Here is a 21,353-nt window from a genome sequence, read left to right as displayed (position 1 = left end):
AAGGGGTGGCCGTACGGGGGTGCTAGCGCTCCCCGGCGGGGGCGGTCTCCCGCACACCGAGCAGGACGGTGTCGCGACCGTCCTCCTCCGAGAGCTGGACCTTGACCGTCTCGCGCAGCGACGTGGGGAGGTTCTTGCCGACGTAGTCGGCGCGGATGGGCAGCTCGCGGTGTCCGCGGTCCACCAGGACGGCGAGCTGCACGGCCCGGGGCCGGCCGAGGTCGCCGAGGGCGTCGAGCGCGGCGCGGATGGTGCGGCCGGAGAAGAGCACGTCGTCGACGAGGACGACGAGGCGGCCGTCGATGCCGTCACCGGGGATCTCGGTGCGGGCCAGCGCGCGGGCGGGCTTCAGCCGCAGGTCGTCGCGGTACATGGTGATGTCGAGGGAGCCGACCGGGATCTTGCGGCCGGTGATGCCTTCGAGCTTCTGGGCGAGCCGGCGGGCCAGATACACACCGCGGGTCGGGATGCCGAGGAGAACCACGTCGTCGGCGCCCTTGGCGCGCTCGACGATCTCATGGGCGATACGGGTCAGTACCCGCGCGATGTCGGGGCCTTCGAGAACGGGCCTGGCGGCATCGGAACTGCTGGAAGTGTCCATAGGAAACGGACCTCCTTCTCCGCCTCACGGGACGGACCTTAAAGGACGTCGGAATTGCGCGCTCAACGTTACCAGGGCTTGATGGATGCACTGATCCGGGTCCACCGGCCGCCGGCCGGAACCGGTCCGGACCCATTCGGCTTGACTCATCCAAGTAACGCTGCGTAACCTCACAGTGAGTTACCAGCCACGCGGCGGAGCCGCACGTCGTCACTGCGTCCGGGGAGCTATATGTCCAGCGAATACGCAAAACAGCTCGGGGCCAAGCTCCGCGCCATCCGCACCCAGCAGGGGCTGTCCCTCCACGGCGTCGAGGAGAAGTCCCAGGGCCGCTGGAAGGCCGTTGTCGTGGGTTCCTACGAGCGCGGCGACCGTGCCGTCACGGTGCAGCGCCTCGCCGAGCTGGCGGACTTCTACGGCGTCCCGGTGCAGGAACTGCTGCCCGGCACCACGCCCGGCGGCGCCGCCGAACCGCCGCCGAAGCTCGTCCTCGACCTGGAGCGCCTGGCCCACGTCCCGCAGGAGAAGGCAGGCCCCCTCCAGCGGTACGCGGCGACGATCCAGTCGCAGCGCGGCGACTACAACGGCAAGGTGCTGTCGATCCGCCAGGACGACCTGCGCACCCTCGCCGTGATCTACGACCAGTCGCCCTCGGTCCTGACCGAGCAGCTCATCAGCTGGGGTGTGCTGGACGCTGACGCGCGCCGTGCGGTGGCGCACGAGGAGAGCTGATCCCCGGCTCTGCCTGCACTTTTGAAAAAACGTCACGCCGGAGGGCGGGGCCGGATCCCACCGGCCCCGCCCTCCGGCGTTCCGGGCTCCCGGCGTCGCCCGGGTCCGGCTCCCCCCGCTCCCCCGCCGTGGCTCCACAGCGTGGGCTGCCGCGACCTCGCGCCGGGAAAAACACCGGGCCCGGGGCGGAAGACTCTCGTCTTCCGCCCCGGGCCCGGTGAAACCGGCCGTGACGCGGATCAGTCGCGGCGCAGGCTCGGCTTGAGGTCCTTGAAACGGCCCAGCAGGCCGTTCACGAAGGCCGGCGACTCGTCCGTGGAGAACTCCTTGGCGAGCTGCACCGCCTCGTCGATCACCACCGCGTCGGGGGTCTCGTCCTTCCAGACCAGCTCGTACGCGCCGAGCCGGAGGATGTTCCGGTCCACGACCGGCATACGGTCGATGGTCCAGCCGACGGCGTAGGTGGCGATGAGCTCGTCGATGCGGTCCGCGTGCTCCGCGTACCCCTCGACGAGGTCCATCGTGTACTCGGCGACCGGCGGCTGCCGCTCGTCGGTACGGGCGTGCCGGACCCAGTCCGCGAGGACCGTGTGCACGGTCGCCCCGCGCTGGTCGGCCTCGAAGAGGATCTGGAAGGCGCGCTTGCGGGCCTTGTTACGGGCAGCCACGGTTAGCTGTTCACCCGGCCGAGGTAGTCGCCCGAGCGGGTGTCGACCTTGATCTTCTCACCAGTGGTGATGAAGAGCGGGACCTGGATCTCGTAGCCGGTCTCCAGGGTGGCGGGCTTGGAACCACCGGTGGAACGGTCGCCCTGCACGCCGGGCTCGGTGTGCTGGACGGTCAGCTCGACGGCGGCCGGGAGCTCCACGTAGAGCACCTCGCCCTCGTGCTGCGCGACGCTGGCGGTGAAGCCCTCGATGAGGAAGTTCGCGGCGTCGCCGACCTGCTTGCGGTCGACCATCAGCTGGTCGTAGGTCTGCATGTCCATGAAGACGAAGTACTCGCCGTCCATGTAAGAGAACTGCATGTCGCGGCGGTCGACGGTGGCCGTCTCGACCTTCACGCCGGCGTTGAAGGTCTTGTCGACGACCTTGCCGGAGAGCACGTTCTTGAGCTTGGTGCGCACGAAGGCCGGGCCCTTGCCGGGCTTGACGTGCTGGAACTCGACGACGGACCAGAGCTGGCCTCCGTCGAGCTTGAGCACCATGCCGTTCTTGAGGTCGTTCGTGGAAGCCACGGTTGCGGAATCTCCTGGACTGACGCTGGGTGGACGACCAAGTCTTTCGCACCGCGGCTCGCTACAGCGCGAGCAGCTCCTTGGTCGTGATGGTGAGTAGCTCGGGTCCGCCGTCCGCCTCCTGGCGCACGACGAGCGTGTCATCGATCCGGACCCCGCCCCGGCCCGGGAGGTGGACCCCCGGTTCGACGGTGACCGGCACACAAGCGTCCAGTTTACCCATGGCCGCAGGGGCGAGCTGCGGGTCCTCGTCGATTTCGAGCCCGACACCGTGCCCGGTACGGGGCGGGAGCTCCTCCCCGTGGCCCGCCACATCCAGGATCTGCCGTGCCGCGTGGTCGACGTCGCGGTACGCGGTGCCGGGGAGCAGAGCCTCCCGGCCGGCCCGCTGAGCGGCGAAGACGAGCTCGTAGAGCTCGATCTGCCAGTCGGCCGGCGTCGTGCCGATCACGAAGGTACGGCCGATCTCGCAACGGTAGCCGCGGTAGTTCGCGCCGAGGCAGACGGAGAGGAAATCCCCCTCCTCCACGCGCCGGTCACCCGGACGGTGTCCTGTTCGCCCCGAGTTGGGGCCGGTGGCGACAGAGGTCGGGAACGCGGGGCCGTCGGCGCCGTGGTCGACCAGACGGCGCTCCAGCTCGAGGGCGAGATGCCGCTCGGTGCGGCCCACGAGGATGGACTCGAGCAGCTCGCCGAGGGCCTGGTCGGTGATCTCCGCCGCGATACGCAGACAGGCGATCTCGTCCTCGTCCTTGACGATCCGCTGCTGCTCGACGGCGAGCCCGAGATCGGCGAAGCGGAGGCGGGGCGCGACGGACCCGAGGGCACGGTGCCGGGCGACCGTGAGGTGGTGCTCCTCGACCGCCAGCGACTCGACGCCCTCCGTGCGCGCCAGCTCGGCGGCGGCGACCGCCGCGTCACCGGCGGACGTCTGCATCACGACGAGCCGCAGCCCTTCGTCCGGCCGTCCGTCGGCGGGATCGCCGGTGGGCGTGCGGGGACAGACGAGCACGTCGTCGGCGGGCCCGAGGAGCAGCACGGCGCCGGGCGGAGCCCCTCCGGCGAGATAGCGGACGTTCGCGGGCCGGGAGATCAGGGCCGCCGCGCTGCCGGTCGCGGCGCATCGATCGCGCAGTCGGCCACGACGGACCCCATACACCTCAGACATTCTTCGAGCGTACGAGCGCGGCGGTCCGCGGGCCCGGTGACGCGGCCGAGCGGGTCCCCGCGGTGCAACGCGTTCCCCCGCGCCCTGACGGCCGTGGGGACCCCCACTTCCCGAAACCGGCCTCCACCCCGGCCTGCCGCCGCGCTCCGCGCCACGTTCCGGGGCTCGAAGGCCGCGCACCGGCGAACGCGCACGTATGGCCACCCGGCCGACGCCGTAGGTCCAGGGGCCCGGACGGGGCCACCGGCCTTCGCGCCTCAGCTCCGCTGGCCCTGGCGTGCAGGGAAGCGACTCCCGGCGAGGGCTGGCCGGGGATGTGAAGGGTCTCAGCCGTCGCAGGCGAGACAGGACCCGGTGGCGTTGACGCCGTCAGGCCGCAGCCCGGAACGTCCCGGGCGGTGTTTTCCACGGCCTGACGGGCGTGGGGAGACACCCAGCGAAGCTGAGTACTCCTCCGTGCGGCGGAGGCATGAGCGGCGCATGCGAAGGGCCGCAGCCGCCGCAGGTGATCCGCAAAACCCGCCCGGCGGGGGCCGTCAGCCGCCGCAGGCGGGGCTCGCGCCGCCACCAGGATGAATGCGCCTGCGGGGCTGGACCCGCCGCTTGGGGCTGGATGCCACGCAGCGGCATCCAGCCCGCCTAAAGGGCGCCGCCCACGGCCGCCAGGCACCGCGCGGAGCGCGGTACGGGGCTGGCTCCGGTTCGGGAAGGGGCGGGGTGGGGAAAAAGGAACGCCGGAGGGGGAGCTGGTACCGGCTACCAGCTCGGAGGGCTCGCGATCGCCCGTGCCAGCACGTCGTCGAGGACGCGCGCCGTCGTCTCCACGTCGTACTTCGAGTTGTCGATGATCGGCAGGCCCGACCCGTACCACCCGGCCATCCGCCCGTGGATCCCGGCGACCTCCTCGTCCGACAGGCGCCGGTTACCGCTGCGCTCCGCGTTGCGTTCGAGGACGATCTCGAGGCCCGGCAGGAGCACCACGGGGAGCAGGCCGGGGCCGACGTGGCGCTTCCAGCCGCCGAGGCCGACGGCGGGGCGGTCGGGGAAGACCGCGTCGTCGAGGATGCAGGAGATGCCGTTCGCCAGGAAGTTACGGGCGGCGAAGCCGCAGGTGCGCCGGGCGAGACGGTACTGGGCCTCGGAGTTGTCGTTCCAGCCCGACTGGGGGTCGGCGAAGCCGGAACACACCCATTCCCGGACGTCGTCGAGGCTGATGTGCGCCGTCGGCACCCGGCGGTGGTTGGCCCAGTGGCGCGCCACCGTGGTCTTTCCCGCACCGGCCGGACCGATCAGGAGCACGGCGAGCATCGCGGTGCCGGTGCCGCTGTCCGCCGGGGGCGGGGCGGGTATGGGGACCAGCCCGCCGGGCGGGAGCTGGATGTGGCCGGTCGTCTCCCGGGAGGGCTGCGGTGGGCCGCCGTGCGGTGCCGGGCCGGGCCGGCGGGGAGGCATCGCGGGCCCCGCGGGGGAGCCCTGCGGGGGCGGCGGCGGAGGTCCGGCGGGCGCCGCGGGCGGCGGCGGTGGCGGTCCCGCGGGAAGCCCCGGGCCGGGGCCCGGGTGCTGTGCACCGTGTATCCATCCGGTCGGTCCCTGCCCCGGTCCGTGGGGCGGCGGCAGCGGAGCCCCCACTGCGTGCTGCATCCGGTGCCACTCCGTCTCGTACGACTGACGCTCTGTCGGACGGCCGACGGCCGCCGTGCTACCGAACGGTACCCTCCCGGTGCCGCTCGGATGTGCGACCGGGCCCGGCCGCCGTAGCGACAACGGTCCGGGGCGGCTCGAAGTGCCCTGCTCCACGCGGCGGCGCGTCAGCCGCCGAGTTCCTCCGCCAGCGCGCGCAGCGCGAGCCGGTAGGAGCCGATGCCGAAGCCGGCCACCGTGCCGCTGGCGACCGCGGCCACCACAGAAGTGTGGCGGAACGCCTCGCGGGTGTACGGGTTGGAGATGTGCACCTCGATGAGCGGGGCCGTGCGCTGGGCGGCGGCGTCGCGCATCCCGTACGAGTAGTGCGTGAAGGCACCGGGGTTGAGAACGACCGGAATTGAACCGTCCGCGGCCTCGTGCAGCCAGCGGATCATCTCGCCCTCGTCGTTCGTCTCACGCACGTCGACGTCGAAGCCGAGCTCCTTGCCGAGGGCCTGGCAGGTGTCCACCAGACCGGCGTAGGAGGTCGCGCCGTAGACGTCCGGCTCGCGGGAGCCGAGGCGGCCGAGGTTGGGGCCGTTGAGCACGAGCACCCGGCGGGTCATGCGGAGACCTCGCCGTAGGCGGCGAGCAGCACGGCCGGGTCGGGGCCCTCGAGCACGGTCGGCTTGCCCAGCCCGTCGAGGACGATGAAGCGCAGCAGGTTGCCGCGGGACTTCTTGTCGACCTTCATGGTCTCCAGCAGCTTGGGCCACTGGTCGCCGCGGTAGGTCAGCGGGAGTCCGACGGACTCGAGGACCGTGCGGTGCCGGTCGGCGGTGGCGTCGTCCAGCCGTCCGGCGAGGCGGCCGAGTTCGGCGGCGAAGACCATGCCGACGGAGACGGCCGCGCCGTGCCGCCACTTGTAGCGCTCGTTCTTCTCGATGGCGTGCGCGAGAGTGTGCCCGTAGTTCAGGATCTCGCGGAGTCCGGACTCCTTGAGGTCGCTGGAGACGACGTCGGCCTTGACCTGGATGGAGCGCACGATCAGCTCGGCCGTGTGCGGACCGGCGGGCGTGCGGGCGCCCTGCGGGTCGGCCTCGACGAGGTCGAGGATGACCGGGTCCGCGATGAAGCCGGCCTTGATGATCTCCGCCATGCCGCTGACGTAGTCGTTGACCGGCAGCGAGTCCAGCGCCGCCAGGTCGCACAGCACACCGGCCGGCGGGTGGAACGCGCCGACGAGGTTCTTGCCCTCCGCGGTGTTGATGCCGGTCTTGCCGCCCACGGCGGCGTCCACCATGCCGAGCACGGTCGTCGGGACGGCGATCCAGCGCACGCCGCGCAGCCAGCTCGCCGCGACGAACCCGGCGAGGTCGGTCGTGGCGCCGCCGCCGACGCCGACGATGACGTCGGTGCGGGTGAAACCGGTCTGGCCGAGCGCCTTCCAGCAGTACGCGGCGACCTCGACGGTCTTGGCCTCCTCCGCGTTCGGCACCTGGATCGCGACGGCCTCGTAGCCCTGATCGGCGAGGTCCGCGCGCAGCGCCTCACCGGTCTCCGCGAGCGCCTCGGGGTGGAGCACCGCCACCCGCTGGGCCCGGGTCCCGATCAGGCCCGGCAGTTCGCCGAGCAGCTGCCGGCCGACCAGCACCTCGTAGGGGTCCGTACCGGCCGTTCCGCCGACCTGGATACGGGTCACTGCCTGGTCAGTCATGCGTCCTTCAGCTCCAGTGCGTCGAGGACCGCCTGTGCGACCTCTTCGGGGGTGCGGTCGTCGGTGGCCACGACGACGCGGGCCACTTCGTTGTAGAGGGGCCGGCGGGCGTCCATCAGCTCGCGCCACTGCCGGCGGGGGTTGACGGCGAGCAGCGGACGGGCCGTGTTGAGCCCGACGCGCTTGACCGCCTCCTCCACGTCCATCGACAGGTAGGCGACGGGCAGGCCGGTGAGGAGCTCGCGGGTCCCCTCGTCGAGGATCGCGCCGCCGCCGAGGGCGAGGACGCCGCCGTGCTCCGCCAGGGCGGACCGGACGGCCGCGCGCTCGAGGTCACGGAAGTGGTCCTCGCCGTCCTCGACGAAGATGTCGGAGATCTCGCGGCCCTCGGCGGCGACGATGTCCGCGTCGGTGTCCCGGAAGGCCACGCCGAGCCGGCCGGCGAGAAGTTCGCCGACCGTGGACTTGCCCGAGCCCATCGGCCCGACGAGGACGATCAGCGGGGCGCTCATCGGATGTGCAGGTTGTCGAGGAACGAGCGGACGTTGCGGCGGGTCTCCGCCACGCTGTCGCCGCCGAACTTCTCCGCGACGGCGTCGGCGAGGACCAGCGCCACCATCGCCTCGGCGACGATGCCCGCGGCGGGCACCGCGCAGACGTCGGAGCGCTGGTGGTGGGCTGCCGCGGGCTCGCCGGTCTCGACGTCGATGGTCCGCAGGGCGCGCGGCACGGTCGCGATCGGCTTCATCGCCGCGCGTACGCGCAGCAGCTCACCGGTGGACATGCCGCCCTCGGTGCCGCCGGACCGGCCGGACGTGCGGCGGATGCCCTCGTCGGTGGACACGATCTCGTCGTGCGCCTGGGAGCCGGGTACGCGGGCCAGGTCGAAGCCGTCGCCGACCTCGACGCCCTTGATGGCCTGGATGCCCATGAGGGCGGCGGCGAGACGCGCGTCGAGCCTGCGGTCCCAGTGGACGTGCGAGCCGAGGCCGACCGGCACGTTGTACGCGAGGACCTCCACCACACCACCGAGGGTGTCGCCGTCCTTGTGGGCCTGGTCGATCTCGGCGACCATCGCCTTGCTCGCGTCGGCGTCCAGGCAGCGGACCGGGTCGGCGTCCAGGCGCTCCTCGTCGGCGGGGACGGGCACGACACCGTACGGGGCCTTGGCCGCGGCCAGTTCGACGACGTGGGAGACGATCTCGATGCCCGTCGTCTCCTTCAGGTACGAGCGGGCCACCGCGCCCAGGGCGACCCGGGCCGCGGTCTCACGGGCGCTCGCGCGCTCCAGGATCGGGCGGGCCTCGTCGAGCGCGTACTTCTGCATACCGGCGAGGTCGGCGTGACCGGGCCGGGGGCGTGTCAGCGGGGCGTTACGGGCCAGCTGGGCGAGCTCGTCGGGGTCGACGGGGTCGGCCGCCATGACCTTCTCCCACTTCGGCCACTCGGTGTTGCCCACCATGACCGCCACCGGCGACCCCATGGTCAGCCCGTGGCGCACGCCGCCGATGAAGGTGACCTCGTCGCGCTCGAACTTCATCCGGGCACCGCGCCCATAGCCGAGGCGCCGCCTCGCGAGGTGGTCCGCCACCATGTCGGTGGTGATCGGCACACCGGCGGGAAGACCCTCCAGCGTCGCCACCAGTGCGGGTCCGTGCGACTCGCCCGCGGTCAGCCAACGCAACCTGCTCAACGGTGCTCCTCATGCTCGCGCCTCAGAACTGCGACGGCGCGACCGGGTGCGCGGCCCTGGCCCGCCTCCCTCGATCCTCCCACGTCCGCGCCCGGCTCCCGGTCACCGGTCCACCTGGCGGACGCCCGTGGACGGCCGGTCCGGAGCGGGTCAGTCGCCGTCGCGGCGCTGCTGGGGCGCGTACGACCCGAGGTGGTCGGCACCGCTCGGCTGCCGCGGAGCCTGCTGGGCGGGCGCGTACGGGCCGAGGTGGGCGGCACCGCTGCCCTGGTTGGTGTAGGCCGGCGGCACCGGCTGGGGGTTGCGTGCCGCGCGGCGCCGCGCGGCCTTCTTGCGGAGCGAGGACACCCAGCCGAGGACGACCAGCAGGATGATCAGGCACACGATCGGGATCTGCAGCCACTCGGGCAGGAACGAGAGGATCCCCTCGACGATGTTCTTGGCGATCGACGCCTGCGGCTGACCGGTTTCCATGGCCGGACTCCCCCTGTGCTGTTGACGTGCTCCTGATCGAACGCGCCGATCCTAGCGGGCTCGGAGCGCGTGCTCACCGGCGGTACGCATCGCCCGCAGCGGCGCGGGTGAGCGGCCCGTCATCTGCTCGACCTGGAACACCGCCTGGTGCACCAGGAGGTCGAGCCCGCCCACGACCCCGCCGCCGTTCTCCGACCAGGCAGCCGCCAGGGCCGTCGGCCACGGGTCGTACAGCACGTCGAAGAGGGTGCCGGGCGCGGCCGGGACCTCGGCCGCGAGGGCGTCGGTCGTGCCGGCGGGCGTGGTGGCGATCACCAGGGGCGCGCGCAGTGCCTCTGCGGCGTCCGCCCAGTCGGCGGTGCGGACATCGACGCCCAGCCGCTCGCCCCAGCCGCGCATCTCGGCGGCCCGCGCCTCGCTGCGCACGTACGCCGTCACCCGGCCGGTGCAGACACGGGCGAGGGCGGCGACCGCGGAGGAGGCGGTGGCGCCCGCTCCGAGGATCGCGGCGGAGTCCACCGTCCCGACACCCCGCTCGCGCAGGGCCGCGATCATGCCGGGGACGTCGGTGTTGTCACCGACGCGTCGGCCGTCCTCGGTGAAGACGACGGTGTTGACGGCCTCGACGGAGGCGGCGGTGTCACTGATCTCGTCGAGCAGCGGGATGATCGCCCGCTTGAGCGGCATCGTCAGCGACAGACCGGCCCACGACCCGTCGAGCTCCGCGACGAAGCCCGGCAGCGCCGCCTCGTCGACCTCGAACCGGTCGTAGGACCAGTCGCCGAGGCCGAGTTCGGCGTAGGCGGCGCGGTGCAGCACCGGGGACAGCGAGTGTGCGATGGGCGAGCCGAGGACGGCCGCACGGCGGGGCGACGCCATCAGTTGCCCCGCGAGTCGTTGAACTTGTCCACCAGCTTCTGGTGCTCGGCGAGCGTCTTCGCGAACTCGGTCTTGTTCATGCCGTCCGTCGCCACGAAGTACAGCCAGCCGTCGTCCGTCGGGTTGAGGGCCGCGGTCAGGGCCTCGTTGCCGGGGTTGCTGATGGGTCCCGGCGTCAGACCCTTCTGGGTGTACGTGTTGTACGGGTCCTGGTTGCTGTTGATCTCGTCCTCAGAGATGTCGATCTTGCTCTGACCCTTGAGGTAGTTGAACGCGGAGTCGAACTGGAGCAGCTGGTTCGTCTCGGTGTTGGCGGGCTTGAGGCGGTTGTAGATGACCTCGGACATCTTGCGGAAGTCGTCGTGCGTCTTGCCCTCGACCTGGACCAGGCTGGCGAGTGTGAGCAGTTCCCACGGGTTCTCGAGGCCGAGGCCCTTGGCCTTGGACTCCAGGCCCGCCTTCTCGTACTCCTGGTTGGCGCGGGAGACCATCTTCTTGAGGATCGTCTCCGGCTTGTCGCCCTGCGAGACCGGGTAGGCGGCCGGGAAGAGGAAGCCCTCGAGCGGGTCCTTGACGTCCTCGTGGTTCTTCGCCCAGTCGGGCAGCCCGAGGCTGTCGGCCTTGGCCTCCGCGACCGACTCCGTCGTTCCCGGCTTGAGCTTGAGCTTCTTGTCGATCGACGTGTAGACGGTGGCGTTGCGGGTGCCCTCGGGGATCGTCAGGTTGTTGCGGCTCGCGGGGTTGAGCATCGACTCGACCGCGCTCTCGGCCGACTGCTCCTTCTTCAGGAGGTAGACGCCGTCCTGGATCGTGCCGCCCTTGGGGTTCTTGGCCTGGGCGGAGACGAACGCGTCGACGCTCTTGACCACGCCGAGTTCTTTGAGGATGTTCCCGATCTCGCTGCCCGTGGCGCCCTTGGGGATCTTCACCTCGACGGTCTCGGCGACGCCGGTGCCCTCGAAGTCCTCAGGCTCGCCGAACTGGCCCTGGACGAACTGGTAGCCGAAGTAGCCGACGGTCCCGAGGCCGCCCACGAGGACCGCGGCGACCACCAGGCAGGCCAGGCCGTTGCGGCCGCCCTTCTTCTTCGTTCCCTTGCCACGGCGGTCGCGACCGGCACCGTCGCCGCCGCCACGCGCGTCCTCGTCGTAACCGTCGTCCTCGTCACGGCTGTCGTCGCCGGTGAAGAAGGGGTGGGTCTCCTCCTGCTGGGCCTCGGCCTCCCAGTCGGTGGCCGGCTCCGGCTCGGCGCGGCGCCGGCCGGGGGGCTGCGGCGGCGGGTAGGCGTCGGGCGTGCCGTAGTAGTCGGCTTCCTGGCGGGTGGTGTACCCGGCGGGCTCGCCGCCGTAGGTGGCCGAGGGGTCGGTGCCGTACGGCACCGCGGAGTGCTGGCCGGTGTCCCAGCCGCCGTCGTGCGGCTGTTGCCGCTGGTTCCCGGACTGCTGCTGGTACGGGTCCTGGTACTGCTGCTGACCGCCCTGCTGGTACGGGTCCTGGTACCGGCCCTGCCCCGTGTCGTACTGGCCCTGACCGGTGTCGTACTGACCCTGGGCGTACTGCCCCTGCCCCGTGTCGTACCGGCCCTGACCGGTGTCGTACTGACCCTGGGCGTACTGGCCCTGACCGGTGTCGTACTGACCCTGCCCGTACTGGTACTGGTCCTGCTGGTACTGGTCCTGCTGGCCCTGCTGGTACTGGTCCTGCTGCGCCTGCGGGTACTGCTGCTGCTGCGGTTCGCCGGCATACGGAGCATGACCGGCCGCGGGCTGCTGTCCTCCCCACCCCTGGTCCCCGTACAAGGGGTCCTCAGGGTGCCACGGTTCGGAGCCGGGGCCCCGGCCATACTCAGTCATCGATCCCCTAGGGCCGCGAGACGGCGCGGAACGTTCCGCCTCTTTTCTGTGCGGCGGCTGTTCGAACACCGCCGCATCGCGCGGAACGTTACCGTATCGCGATCAGACAATCGGTTCGACGCCCTCGCCCGGGGCATTGCCTGACGCCCGTTCGGACTCCAGAGCGTTCTGAAGGATCACCACAGCGGCAGCCTGGTCGATGACGGACCTGCCCTTTTTGGACTTCACGCCCGAAGCGCGCAGTCCCTGAGTGGCCGTCACTGTGGTCATCCTCTCGTCGACCAACCGGACGGGCACCGGCTTGACGCCCTGTGCGAGCGTCTGTGCGAAACTCCGGATCTTCTTGGCCGCCGGGCCTTCCCGTCCGCTGAGGGAACGGGGCAGGCCGACCACGACCTCGATGGGCTCGTACTCCTCCACCAGTTGGCGCAGCCGCCGGTGGGCGGCCGGGACGTCACGTCCCGGCACGGTCTCCACCGGTGTGGCGAGGAGCCCGTCGGGGTCGCACGAGGCGACCCCGATCCGGGCGTCCCCGACGTCGATCGCGAGGCGACGTCCGCGGCGCATCTGCGGCCTGTCCTCGGTCACGCGGTCTCGAGGACGAGGCGCTCGACGGCGGCCACGGCGTCGCCGATGGCGTCCGGGTTCTGGCCGCCGCCCTGGGCGACGTCCGGCTTGCCGCCTCCGCCGCCGCCCAGCGTCTTGGCGGCGGTGCGGACCAGGTCGCCGGCCTTGAGGCCACGCTCGCGGGCGGCCTCGTTGGTGGCGATGACCGTGAGCGGACGGCCGTTGGCCGTCGTGAAGACGGCCACGACGGCCGGACGGTCGGCCGCCCCCGACTTCTGATCCAGCCGGCCGCGCACGTCGAGGACCAGCTTGCGCAGGTCGTCCGCGGACGTGCCGTCCGGGACGGTGCCCGTGACCAGGGCGACGCCGCGGACGTCCTTGGCGCCCTCGGCGAGCCCGGCGGCGGCGCCGAGCACCTTCTCCGCGCGGAACTTCTCGATCTCCTTCTCGGCGTCCTTCAGCTTGCCGAGCATGGCGGCGATCTTCTCCGGCAGCTCCTCGGAGCGGCCCTTGACCAGCTCCTGGAGCTGGGCGACGACCGTGTGCTCCTTGGCGAGGAAGTTGTACGCGTCGACGCCGACGAGGGCCTCGACCCGGCGCACGCCGGAACCGATGGAGGACTCGCCGAGCAGCTTCACCAGACCGAGCTGGGCGGTGTTGTGGACGTGCGTGCCGCCGCACAGCTCCTTGGAGAAGTCGCCGATGGTCACGACGCGCACGCGCTCGCCGTACTTCTCGCCGAACTCGGCGATGGCGCCTTGCTTCTTGGCCTCGTCGATGCTCATGACCTCGGCGTGCACGTCGAGTTCACGGGCGAGGACCTCGTTGATCTTCTGCTCGACGTCCGTGAGGACCGTGCCGGGGACGGCGTTCGGCGAGCCGAAGTCGAAGCGGAAGCGGCCGGGCGAGTTCTCCGAGCCGGCCTGGGCGGCCGTCGGGCCGAGAGCGTCGCGCAGGGCCTGGTGGGTCAGGTGGGTGGCGCTGTGGGCGCGGGCGATGGCCCGCCGGCGGCGTACGTCGATGACGGCGTAGGCGGAGGCGCCGACGGTGACCTCGCCGACCTGGACGACACCCTTGTGGACGCTGACGCCCGGCACCGGCTGCTGCACGTCGCGGACCTGGATGACGGCGCCCGAGTGCAGCTTGATCCGGCCCTGGTCGGCGAGCTGACCGCCGCCCTCGGCGTAGAACGGCGTGCGGTCGAGGACGACCTCGACCTCGTCGCCCTCGGAGGCGGCCGGGGAGGAGACACCGTCGACGAGCAGGCCGACGACGGTGGACTCGCCCTCGGTGGAGGTGTAGCCGGTGAACTCGGTGCTGCCCGAGCTGTCGGCGATCTCGCGGTAGGCCGTGAGGTTGGCGTGGCCGGTCTTCTTGGCCTTGGCGTCGGCCTTGGCCTTGTCCCGCTGCTCCTTCATCAGGCGGCGGAAGCCGTCCTCGTCCACGGTCAGGCCCTGCTCGGCGGCCATCTCGAGGGTGAGGTCGATGGGGAAGCCCCAGGTGTCGTGGAGCAGGAAGGCCTTGTCGCCGGGCAGGACGGTGCCGCCCTTGGCCTTGGTCTCCGTGACGGCGGTGTCGAGGATGTTGGTGCCGCTCTTGAGGGCCTTGAGGAAGGCGGCCTCCTCGGCGAGGGCGACGGTCTCGATCCGCTTGCGGTCGGTGATCAGCTCCGGGTACTGCTGCCCCATGGTGTCGATCACGACGTCGACGAGGTCCTTGACGACCGGGCCGGTGGCGCCCATCAGACGCATGTTGCGGATGGCGCGGCGCATGATGCGGCGCAGCACGTAGCCGCGGCCCTCGTTGCCGGGGGTGACGCCGTCGCCGATGAGCATCGTGGAGGTGCGGATGTGGTCGGCGACCACACGCATGGAGACGTCCGACTCGTGCTTGTCGCCGTAGCGGACGCCGGTCAGCTCCGTGGCCTTGTCCATGACGACGCGCAGGGTGTCGGTCTCGTACATGTTCCGCACGCCCTGAAGGATCATGGCGAGACGCTCGAGGCCGAGACCGGTGTCGATGTTCTTGCTCGGCAGGTCCCCGAGGATCGGGAAGTCCTCCTTGCCGTCGCCGGCGCCGCGCTCGTACTGCATGAAGACCAGGTTCCAGATCTCCACGTAGCGCTCGTCGTTGACGGCGGGGCCGCCCTCGGGGCCGAACTCCGGACCGCGGTCGTAGTTGATCTCGGAGCAGGGTCCGCAGGGGCCGGGGACGCCCATCGACCAGAAGTTGTCCTTCTTGCCGAGGCGCTGGATGCGCTCGGCGGGCACGCCGATCTTCTCGCGCCAGATCTGCTCGGCCTCGTCGTCGTCGAGGTAGACGGTGATCCAGAGCTTCTCCGGCTCGAGGCCGTAACCGCCCTTGTCCTGGGGGCTGGTGAGCAGCTCCCAGGCAAGCTCGATGGCGCCTTCCTTGAAGTAGTCGCCGAAGGAGAAGTTGCCGCACATCTGGAAGAACGTGCCGTGGCGGGTGGTCTTGCCGACCTCTTCGATGTCCGGCGTGCGCACGCACTTCTGGACGCTGGTCACGCGCGGGGCGGGCGGCTTGACCTCACCGAGGAAGTACGGCTTGAAGGGGACCATGCCCGCGGGGACGAGGAGCAGAGTCGGGTCGTCCGCGATGAGCGACGCCGAAGGCACGACGGTGTGCCCGCGCTCCTCGAAGAAGCTCAGCCAGCGGCGGCGGATTTCAGCCGACTCCATCAGTGGTCCTCATTCCGGTTGTACGAATGCTCGCCGTGCGGCTCTTCGCCGTGCGGCTGCTCGGTGTTCGAATGCTTGCGGTGCGACTTCCCGCCCGGCTTCCCGCCGTGCAGGTACGTGATCTGCGCGGGCTCCCCCCGCCCGACCGCCGCCCGCCCCCGCTGGGCCGGCAGCTCGCCGTCGACGGGGGCGTGCAGCCCCAGCACCTCGGCGAGTTCGCCCTCGCGCTGCACCATCCCGGCGCGGACGTCGAGCGCGAAGTCCTTGAGCTTGTGGCCCGCGTCGACGGCCTTGTTCGCGGCCTGGGCGGCGAGGCTCTCCGGGGTGAGCTGCTTGAGCTTGCGGTTGACCTTGGTGGTGGCCCAGACACCGGCTGCTGCGCCGGCGGTGAACCAGAACGTGCGGCGGAACATGGTGCTTCAGCCCTTCCGGTTCCAGCGCCGGGCGGCCGGCACGGTGCGGCCGACGATCACCGAACGGCGCGACGGCGCGGCGGGCTTGTCGTCGCCCTTGCGGCTCATGGCGCGGCGGACGCCGTAGCCGAAGGCGGCCACCTTGACCAGCGGGCCGCCGAACGTGGAGGCGACCGTCGTGGAGAGCGCGGAGGCGTTGGAGGTGACCTCCTGGACGTCGGTCGCGATGGCGTCCACCCGCTCGAGCTGGGTCTGCGCGGAGCGCACGGTCGCCGAGGCGTCGGCCAGCAGGGGCACCGCCTGTTCGGTCACGTCCGCCACGAGTTCGGTGGTCGCCTTGAGCGTCTGGGCCAGCCTCACGAGCACCACGGCGAGGAAGGAGACCAAGATCGCCCAGAAGACGGCCACCAGAATCCCGGCAACCTCTCCACCGGTCACTGCGCACCGCTCTCTGCATCGTCTTCGGGTGTACGGGAAATCGCCCTCCGAGCCTATCGCGCCCTCGACGGCGGCCCGTACCGCATTACCGGCGTGCTCCGGGAAGGTTGTCCGGGCCGATTGTACGCAGTGCTTACGCATGAGTACGCTGCGTGTCCTATGCGACGTCGCCACAGCAGTCTTCCCGCGGAACTGAACCGTTTCGTGGGTCGCAACGACGAGTTGACCGCGCTCATCGGCGCCCTCGACGACTCCCGTCTGATCACCGTCGTCGGACCGGGCGGCGTCGGCAAGTCCCGTCTGGCGGTGCATGCCGCGGCGGCCGTGCAGAATCGGTACGCCGACGGGGTGCGCCTGTGCGAGCTGTCCCTGTTACGGGACCCTGATCTGCTGGCCCACGCCATGGCGGAGACGCTCGGCGTCACCGACCACACCACCAGGCCGCCCCGGGAGGTCGTGACCGACGAACTCGCGGGCGCCAGCCTGCTGCTCGTCGTGGACGGCTTCGAGCAGATCGTCGACGCGTGCGCGGAGCTCGTACGGGACGTACTGCGCCGCGCTCCCGGTGTGCAGGTCCTCGCGGTGGGCCGCAGACCGCTGCGGCTCGACGGGGAGCAGATCTTCGAGCTGGCCTCGATGACGGAGGAGGACGCCGCGGCGCTCTTCGAGGCCCGAGCCGCGGCCGTGCTGCCGAACCACCGTGCCACCGACGCCGAGCGGCCCGCGGTCCTCGAAGTGTGCCGCCGCCTCGAACACATCCCGCTGGCGCTCGAACTCGCCGCCGGACGCCTGCCGGCGCTCTCCCTCGACCAGCTGCTGCACCGGCTCGACGACCGCTTCGCACTGCTCACCGGCGGCTGCCGGGGCGCCCTGCCGCGCCATCGCACCCTGCGCACCGCCGTCGGCTGGAGCCATGAACTGTGCTCACCGGAGGAACGGCTGCTGTGGGCCCGGCTGTCGGTCTTCGCCGGACAGTTCGACCTGGACGCCGTCGAGTACATCTGCACCGGCCCGGAGCTGCCCGCCGACGGTGTCCTCGACGTGCTCGGCGAGCTGGTCGCCCAGTCCGTGGTCTGCCGCGAGGAGACGCCGGCCGGGCTGCGTTACCGCCTGCTGGACACGGTCCGTGAGTACGGGGCGGAGTGGCTTCGCGCGATCGGCGACGCGGAGCGGCTGCGCAGACGGCACCGCGACTGGTACATGGGGCTCGCCACCTGGTGCGAGCTGGAGTGGTTCAGCCCCCGCCAGGCGGAGGTGGCGGCCTGCGCGGACAGCGCGCTCCCCAATCTGCGGGCAGCCCTCGAACTGTGCCTGGAACAACCGGAGGACGCGCATCTGGGGCGGCATCTGGCGGGGACCCTCTGGTTCTACTGGGTCGGCTGCGGCCGGCTCGCCGAGGGCCGGCACTGGCTCGACCGGTGCCTCTCCCACGACTCGGGGCACGAGGAGACACGGCTCAAGGCGCTGTGGGTGCTCGGCTACGTGGCGATCCTGCAGGGCGACCCGGCGGCCGCGGCGGCCGCGCTGCACGAGTGCGCCGAGCGGGCGGACCGGGCGGGGGACCCGCTCGCCGCCGCCTACGCGACGCACCGCAAGGGCTGCCTCGCGCTGCTCGCCGACGAGATGCCGCGCGCCGAGCGGCTGCTGCGCTCGGCACTCGCCTCCTACGAGGAGCTGGGCGAGCTCAACAGCAATGTCCTGATGGGCCGGGTCGAGCTGGCGATGACGCTGGTCTTCCAGGACCGGCTGGACGCGGCGGTGGTGCTGTGCGAGGCCGTCAAGGAGGTCTGCGAGGACCACGGCGAGCAGTGGGCCCGCGCGTACGCGCTCTACGTGCTCGCCTATGCGGCCTGGGAGTCGGACACGTACGACCACGCGCGGGAGCTGCTGAACGAGTGCGTCGCCATCGACCACCGGTTCAACGACCTCGTCGGCCTGGTCCTGGCCCTCGAGCTGCTGGCCCTGGTGACGGCGAGCGAGGGGGACCCGGCGGAGGCGGCGGTCCTTCAGGGCGCGGCGGCCACGCTCTGGGGCTCGGTGGGTCCTTCCCTGTTCGGCTCCAGCTACTTCGGTGCGCCGCGGGCCCTGTCCGAGGAGCGGGCAAGAGGGCTGCTGGGCGACGAGCGGTTCGAGGAATGCGTACGCGACGGGCGCGGACTGTCCCTCGACGAGGCGGTGCGGCGTGCCCTCGCGGCGCCGAAGAAGCCGCGGCCGGGACTGGTCGGGACCCAGCGGGTACGGCCCCGGGAAACGCGGGAGCCCGCCGGCTCCCCCACCGGGAACGGCGGGGAAGCGGCGGGCTGAAGCGCTGCGAGCGGCCGGCTCTCCCGGCTACTGCCGGGAGGGGCCGCCAGGATCAGCGGGCGTAGTACTCGACGACGAGCTGCTCGTCGCAGATGACCGGAACTTCCTTGCGCTGCGGGTCACGGTCCAGGCGGAACGCCAGGGCCTTGAGGTTGACCTGCAGGTAGCGCGGGGTCTCGCCGTCGGCGGCGAAGCCACCCTCGCGGGCGACCTGGAAGAGGGTCTTCTCGCGGGAGCGCTCGCGGACCATCACGACGTCGTCGGGACGGACGCGGAACGACGGCTTGTCGACCTTGCCACCGTTGACCTCGATGTGGCCGTGGACGACCATCTGACGGGCCTGGTAGATGGTGCGGGCGATGCCCGAACGCAGGACCAGGGCGTCGAGGCGGCGCTCGAGCTCGATGACCAGCGCCTCGCCGGTCTTGCCCTCGGCCTTACGCGCGCGGTCGTAGGCGCGGGCCATCTGCTTCTCGCTGATGTCGTACTGCGCACGCAGGCGCTGCTTCTCGAGCAGACGGACCTTGTAGTCCGAGTTCTGCTTGCGGCCACGGCCGTGCTCGCCCGGGGGGTAGGGGCGGGCTTCGAAGTACTTGACAGCCTTCGGCGTCAGCGCGATACCGAGCGCACGCGACTTCTTGACCTTGGGACGCGACTGGTTAGGCACGTTCTCCAGACCTCCGTTGTAGGTTAGGTTAGGCTCACCTTACTCAAGGAGATCGCATGTCTCGCCCTGGGAACACCAAGCGCATCACGGACAGCACAAACAACGCCGATGCCTCTTCGGGCATCGAGGTGACGGAGGTCCGATCAGCTCATGGTCAGCCGCGTCCCAGCGGGCTTGAAATCACTCGGATGCCGTCAGCAGCCGAGCGCACACGAACTCTCGTACAGAGTACATGCTCAGCGGTACTGCTCGTCCCGGGGCTGGAGGGCGCCCGCCCGGAGCAGTTGAGCCCCCGCGCCAGGGCGGTCGGTACCGACGGCGAGGTCTTCATGCTGTTCGCCGCCGACTCCCCCGCCGTGCGGGCCGCGACCCACGCACAGGACGACGAGTTGTCGGCGGTGCTGGAGCTCACCGACGTCGCGCCCGTCGCCGTGCGCGATCGTATCCGGGGCCGCGCCTGGGTCTCCGGCTGGCTGACCAGCGTCCCCGGCCTCGCCGCCGAGCCCGGCTGCATGATGCTGCGCCTCGAGGTCGGCGAGGCGAGCGTCGACGACCTGTGGGGCGCCGCCCGCGTGGAACCCGATGAGTTCGCGCACGCGGCCGTCGACCCGCTCGTCTCCCACGAGACCGAACTGCTCCAGCATCTGCACTCCGCGCACAGCGACCAGGTGCAGGCGCTGGGCTCACTGCTCGGCGAGCGGGAAGGGACGGCCGCAGAGGAAGGACGGCGAGCGGTACCGCTGGCGCTGGACCGGTTCGGGCTGCGGGTGCGGTTCACCGGCGAGCGCTGCTTCGACGCCCGCTTCGACTTCCCCTCACCCGTGGCGGACGTCACGGAGCTGCGCCGCGCGATGCACACCCTCTTCGAGGCGGCGTCCCACTGACGCCGCTCAGTCCTCCTCGCCGCGCAGGCGCTCGCGCACCTTCTCCACCACGTCCGCGTAGCGCGCCTCCGCGCCGTAGCGCGTCGGTTCGTAGTACCGCTTGCCGTGGACGGCGTCCGGTGCGTACTGCTGGGCCGCGATACCGCCGGGGACGTCGTGCGGATAGACGTAGCCCTGGGCGTGGCCCAGTTTCGCGGCCCCCTTGTAGTGGCCGTCGCGCAGATGACGCGGGACCGGCCCGGCCAGGCCGTTGCGCACGTCCTGCTGGGCGGCGGAGATCGCCGTCGTCGCCGCGTTGGACTTGGGGGCGAGCGCGAGGGCGATCGTGGCGTGGCTGAGGGTCAGCGCCGCCTCGGGGAAACCGATCATGGCGACGGCCTGGGCCGCCGCCACCGCCGTCGGCAGCGCCGTCGGATCGGCCAGACCGATGTCCTCGCTCGCCGAGATCATCAGCCGCCGGGCGATGAACCGCGGATCCTCCCCGGCCTCGATCATCCGCGCCAGATAGTGCAGCGCCGCGTCCACGTCGGAACCGCGGATGGACTTGATGAGCGCGCTGGCGACGTCGTAGTGCTGATCGCCGTCGCGGTCGTACTTCACCGCCGCCCGGTCGACCGTCTCCTCCACGGTCACCAGGCTGATCCCCTCCTCGCCCTTGTCGAGGGCCGCACCGGCCGCGGCCTCCAGGGCCGTCAGTGCCCGGCGGGCGTCGCCGCCCGCGATGCGCAGCAGATGCGCCTCCGCCTCCTCGGGGAGCGACACGGCGCCGCCGAGGCCCCGCTCCTCGGTGAGCGCCCGGCGCAGCAGACCGCGCACGTCGTCGTCGGTCAGCGGCTCCAGGGTGAGCAGCAGCGAACGGGAGAGGAGCGGGGAGATCACCGAGAAGTACGGATTCTCGGTGGTGGCCGCGATCAGCGTGACCCAGCGGTTCTCGACCGCGGGCAGCAGCGAGTCCTGCTGGGCCTTGGAGAAGCGGTGGATCTCGTCGAGGAAGAGGACGGTCTCCTTGCCGAAGCCGCCGGCGGCGCGCTTGGCGCCCTCGATGACGGCCCGGACCTCCTTGACGCCCGCGGTGATCGCGGAGAGCTCGACGAAGCGCTTGTTCGTCGCCTTGGAGACCACGTAGGCCAGCGTGGTCTTGCCCGTGCCGGGCGGGCCCCAGAGGATCACGGACGAGACGCCGGCCGGCCCTCCCCCGCCGCCTTCCCCGACCAGGCGGCGCAGCGGTGAACCGGGCTTGAGCAGATGCCGCTGGCCGACGACCTCGTCGAGGGTGCGCGGGCGCATCCGGACCGCCAGTGGACTGCTGGTCGGGTCCTTCTCCTGGCGTTCTTCGGCTGCGGCGGTAAAGAGGTCGGGCTCCACGCTGTGAAGCCTATGTCAGCCCACTGACAGCGCCGG

General features: G+C 71.4%; 21 protein-coding genes. 3 read left to right on the top strand and 18 right to left on the bottom strand.

Going from position 1 to position 21,353, the window contains the following annotated elements; translation table 11 throughout:
• Positions 1 to 22: 22 nt before the first annotated feature.
• On the bottom strand, positions 23 to 601 hold the full coding sequence (pyrR, locus tag AB0K36_RS16710; protein ID WP_189473619.1) for a bifunctional pyr operon transcriptional regulator/uracil phosphoribosyltransferase PyrR: 579 nt from the start codon (positions 599 to 601) through the stop codon (positions 23 to 25).
• A 231-nt stretch (positions 602 to 832) separates the two neighbouring features.
• On the opposite strand from pyrR, the gene bldD reads away from it, so the two are divergent.
• Entirely contained in the window at positions 833 to 1,333 is a 501-nt protein-coding gene (bldD, locus tag AB0K36_RS16705; RefSeq protein WP_005319862.1) for a transcriptional regulator BldD, read from the top strand.
• A 239-nt stretch (positions 1,334 to 1,572) separates the two neighbouring features.
• Here bldD and nusB read toward each other — a convergent pair whose 3' ends face one another.
• The 15 genes from nusB to AB0K36_RS16630 all read right to left on the bottom strand — a co-directional run bounded on the left by nusB (position 1,573) and on the right by AB0K36_RS16630 (position 16,097).
• Positions 1,573 to 2,001 carry a transcription antitermination factor NusB gene (gene nusB, locus AB0K36_RS16700; RefSeq protein WP_005319859.1) on the bottom strand — a complete coding sequence of 143 codons (429 nt, stop codon included), beginning with the start codon at positions 1,999 to 2,001 and terminating at the stop codon, positions 1,573 to 1,575.
• Between the two features lie 2 nt (positions 2,002 to 2,003).
• Positions 2,004 to 2,570, bottom strand: coding sequence for an elongation factor P (gene efp, locus AB0K36_RS16695; protein WP_005319856.1), 567 nt, complete (start codon positions 2,568 to 2,570; stop codon positions 2,004 to 2,006).
• A 61-nt stretch (positions 2,571 to 2,631) separates the two neighbouring features.
• Positions 2,632 to 3,738, bottom strand: a complete 1,107-nt coding sequence (locus AB0K36_RS16690; RefSeq protein WP_364594297.1) for an aminopeptidase P family protein — start codon at positions 3,736 to 3,738, stop codon at positions 2,632 to 2,634.
• Between the two features lie 756 nt (positions 3,739 to 4,494).
• On the bottom strand, positions 4,495 to 5,379 hold the full coding sequence (locus AB0K36_RS16685; protein WP_364594294.1) for a Pro-rich N-terminal domain-containing protein: 885 nt from the start codon (positions 5,377 to 5,379) through the stop codon (positions 4,495 to 4,497).
• A gap of 167 nt (positions 5,380 to 5,546) precedes the next feature.
• Positions 5,547 to 5,987 carry a type II 3-dehydroquinate dehydratase gene (locus AB0K36_RS16680; RefSeq protein WP_189473616.1) on the bottom strand — a complete coding sequence of 147 codons (441 nt, stop codon included), beginning with the start codon at positions 5,985 to 5,987 and terminating at the stop codon, positions 5,547 to 5,549.
• Positions 5,984 to 7,078 (bottom strand): 3-dehydroquinate synthase, encoded by a 1,095-nt coding sequence (gene aroB / locus AB0K36_RS16675; protein ID WP_364594291.1) that lies wholly within the window; start codon positions 7,076 to 7,078, stop codon positions 5,984 to 5,986. Before aroB ends, AB0K36_RS16680 begins: the two co-directional genes overlap by 4 nt.
• Complete coding sequence (locus AB0K36_RS16670) at positions 7,075 to 7,590, bottom strand: shikimate kinase (protein ID WP_189473614.1); 516 nt, start codon at positions 7,588 to 7,590, stop codon at positions 7,075 to 7,077. The genes aroB and AB0K36_RS16670 overlap by 4 nt, the downstream gene beginning before the upstream one ends.
• Positions 7,587 to 8,771: a chorismate synthase gene (aroC, locus tag AB0K36_RS16665; protein WP_189473613.1), complete on the bottom strand. Its 1,185-nt coding sequence runs from the start codon at positions 8,769 to 8,771 to the stop codon at positions 7,587 to 7,589. Before aroC ends, AB0K36_RS16670 begins: the two co-directional genes overlap by 4 nt.
• 150 nt (positions 8,772 to 8,921) lie before the next feature.
• Positions 8,922 to 9,245, bottom strand: a complete 324-nt coding sequence (locus AB0K36_RS16660; RefSeq protein ID WP_364594288.1) for a hypothetical protein — start codon at positions 9,243 to 9,245, stop codon at positions 8,922 to 8,924.
• A gap of 51 nt (positions 9,246 to 9,296) precedes the next feature.
• Positions 9,297 to 10,124, bottom strand: coding sequence for a shikimate dehydrogenase (locus tag AB0K36_RS16655; protein WP_364594285.1), 828 nt, complete (start codon positions 10,122 to 10,124; stop codon positions 9,297 to 9,299).
• Entirely contained in the window at positions 10,124 to 11,977 is a 1,854-nt protein-coding gene (gene mltG / locus AB0K36_RS16650; RefSeq protein ID WP_364594282.1) for an endolytic transglycosylase MltG, read from the bottom strand. Before mltG ends, AB0K36_RS16655 begins: the two co-directional genes overlap by 1 nt.
• A gap of 102 nt (positions 11,978 to 12,079) precedes the next feature.
• Complete coding sequence (gene ruvX, locus AB0K36_RS16645; protein ID WP_053557810.1) at positions 12,080 to 12,544, bottom strand: Holliday junction resolvase RuvX; 465 nt, start codon at positions 12,542 to 12,544, stop codon at positions 12,080 to 12,082.
• A gap of 17 nt (positions 12,545 to 12,561) precedes the next feature.
• Complete coding sequence (alaS, locus tag AB0K36_RS16640; protein WP_364594278.1) at positions 12,562 to 15,246, bottom strand: alanine--tRNA ligase; 2,685 nt, start codon at positions 15,244 to 15,246, stop codon at positions 12,562 to 12,564.
• Positions 15,246 to 15,659 (bottom strand): DUF6167 family protein, encoded by a 414-nt coding sequence (locus AB0K36_RS16635; protein WP_189473608.1) that lies wholly within the window; start codon positions 15,657 to 15,659, stop codon positions 15,246 to 15,248. The genes alaS and AB0K36_RS16635 overlap by 1 nt, the downstream gene beginning before the upstream one ends.
• Positions 15,660 to 15,665: 6 nt before the next feature.
• The gene (locus AB0K36_RS16630) at positions 15,666 to 16,097 is read right to left on the bottom strand and encodes a DUF948 domain-containing protein (protein WP_189473607.1); all 432 of its coding nucleotides are present in this window, start codon (positions 16,095 to 16,097) and stop codon (positions 15,666 to 15,668) included.
• A gap of 159 nt (positions 16,098 to 16,256) precedes the next feature.
• On the opposite strand from AB0K36_RS16630, the gene AB0K36_RS16625 reads away from it, so the two are divergent.
• Entirely contained in the window at positions 16,257 to 18,401 is a 2,145-nt protein-coding gene (locus AB0K36_RS16625; protein WP_364594275.1) for an ATP-binding protein, read from the top strand.
• Positions 18,402 to 18,453: 52 nt separating this feature from the next.
• Here AB0K36_RS16625 and rpsD read toward each other — a convergent pair whose 3' ends face one another.
• A complete protein-coding gene (gene rpsD / locus AB0K36_RS16620; RefSeq protein WP_159693823.1) occupies positions 18,454 to 19,068 on the bottom strand; it encodes a 30S ribosomal protein S4 in 615 nt (204 codons plus the stop codon).
• Between the two features lie 188 nt (positions 19,069 to 19,256).
• Between rpsD and AB0K36_RS16615 the strand changes: the two genes are divergently transcribed.
• Entirely contained in the window at positions 19,257 to 19,952 is a 696-nt protein-coding gene (locus tag AB0K36_RS16615; protein WP_364594271.1) for a DUF2470 domain-containing protein, read from the top strand.
• Positions 19,953 to 19,958: 6 nt separating this feature from the next.
• Here AB0K36_RS16615 and AB0K36_RS16610 read toward each other — a convergent pair whose 3' ends face one another.
• Positions 19,959 to 21,317 (bottom strand): replication-associated recombination protein A, encoded by a 1,359-nt coding sequence (locus AB0K36_RS16610; RefSeq protein WP_189473604.1) that lies wholly within the window; start codon positions 21,315 to 21,317, stop codon positions 19,959 to 19,961.
• Positions 21,318 to 21,353 lie beyond the last annotated feature (36 nt).

It is taken from the genome of Streptomyces kurssanovii (assembly GCF_040677245.1).
Lineage (GTDB): Bacteria > Actinomycetota > Actinomycetes > Streptomycetales > Streptomycetaceae > Streptomyces > Streptomyces kurssanovii.
This window is presented reverse-complemented; position numbering and strand designations above follow the sequence as displayed.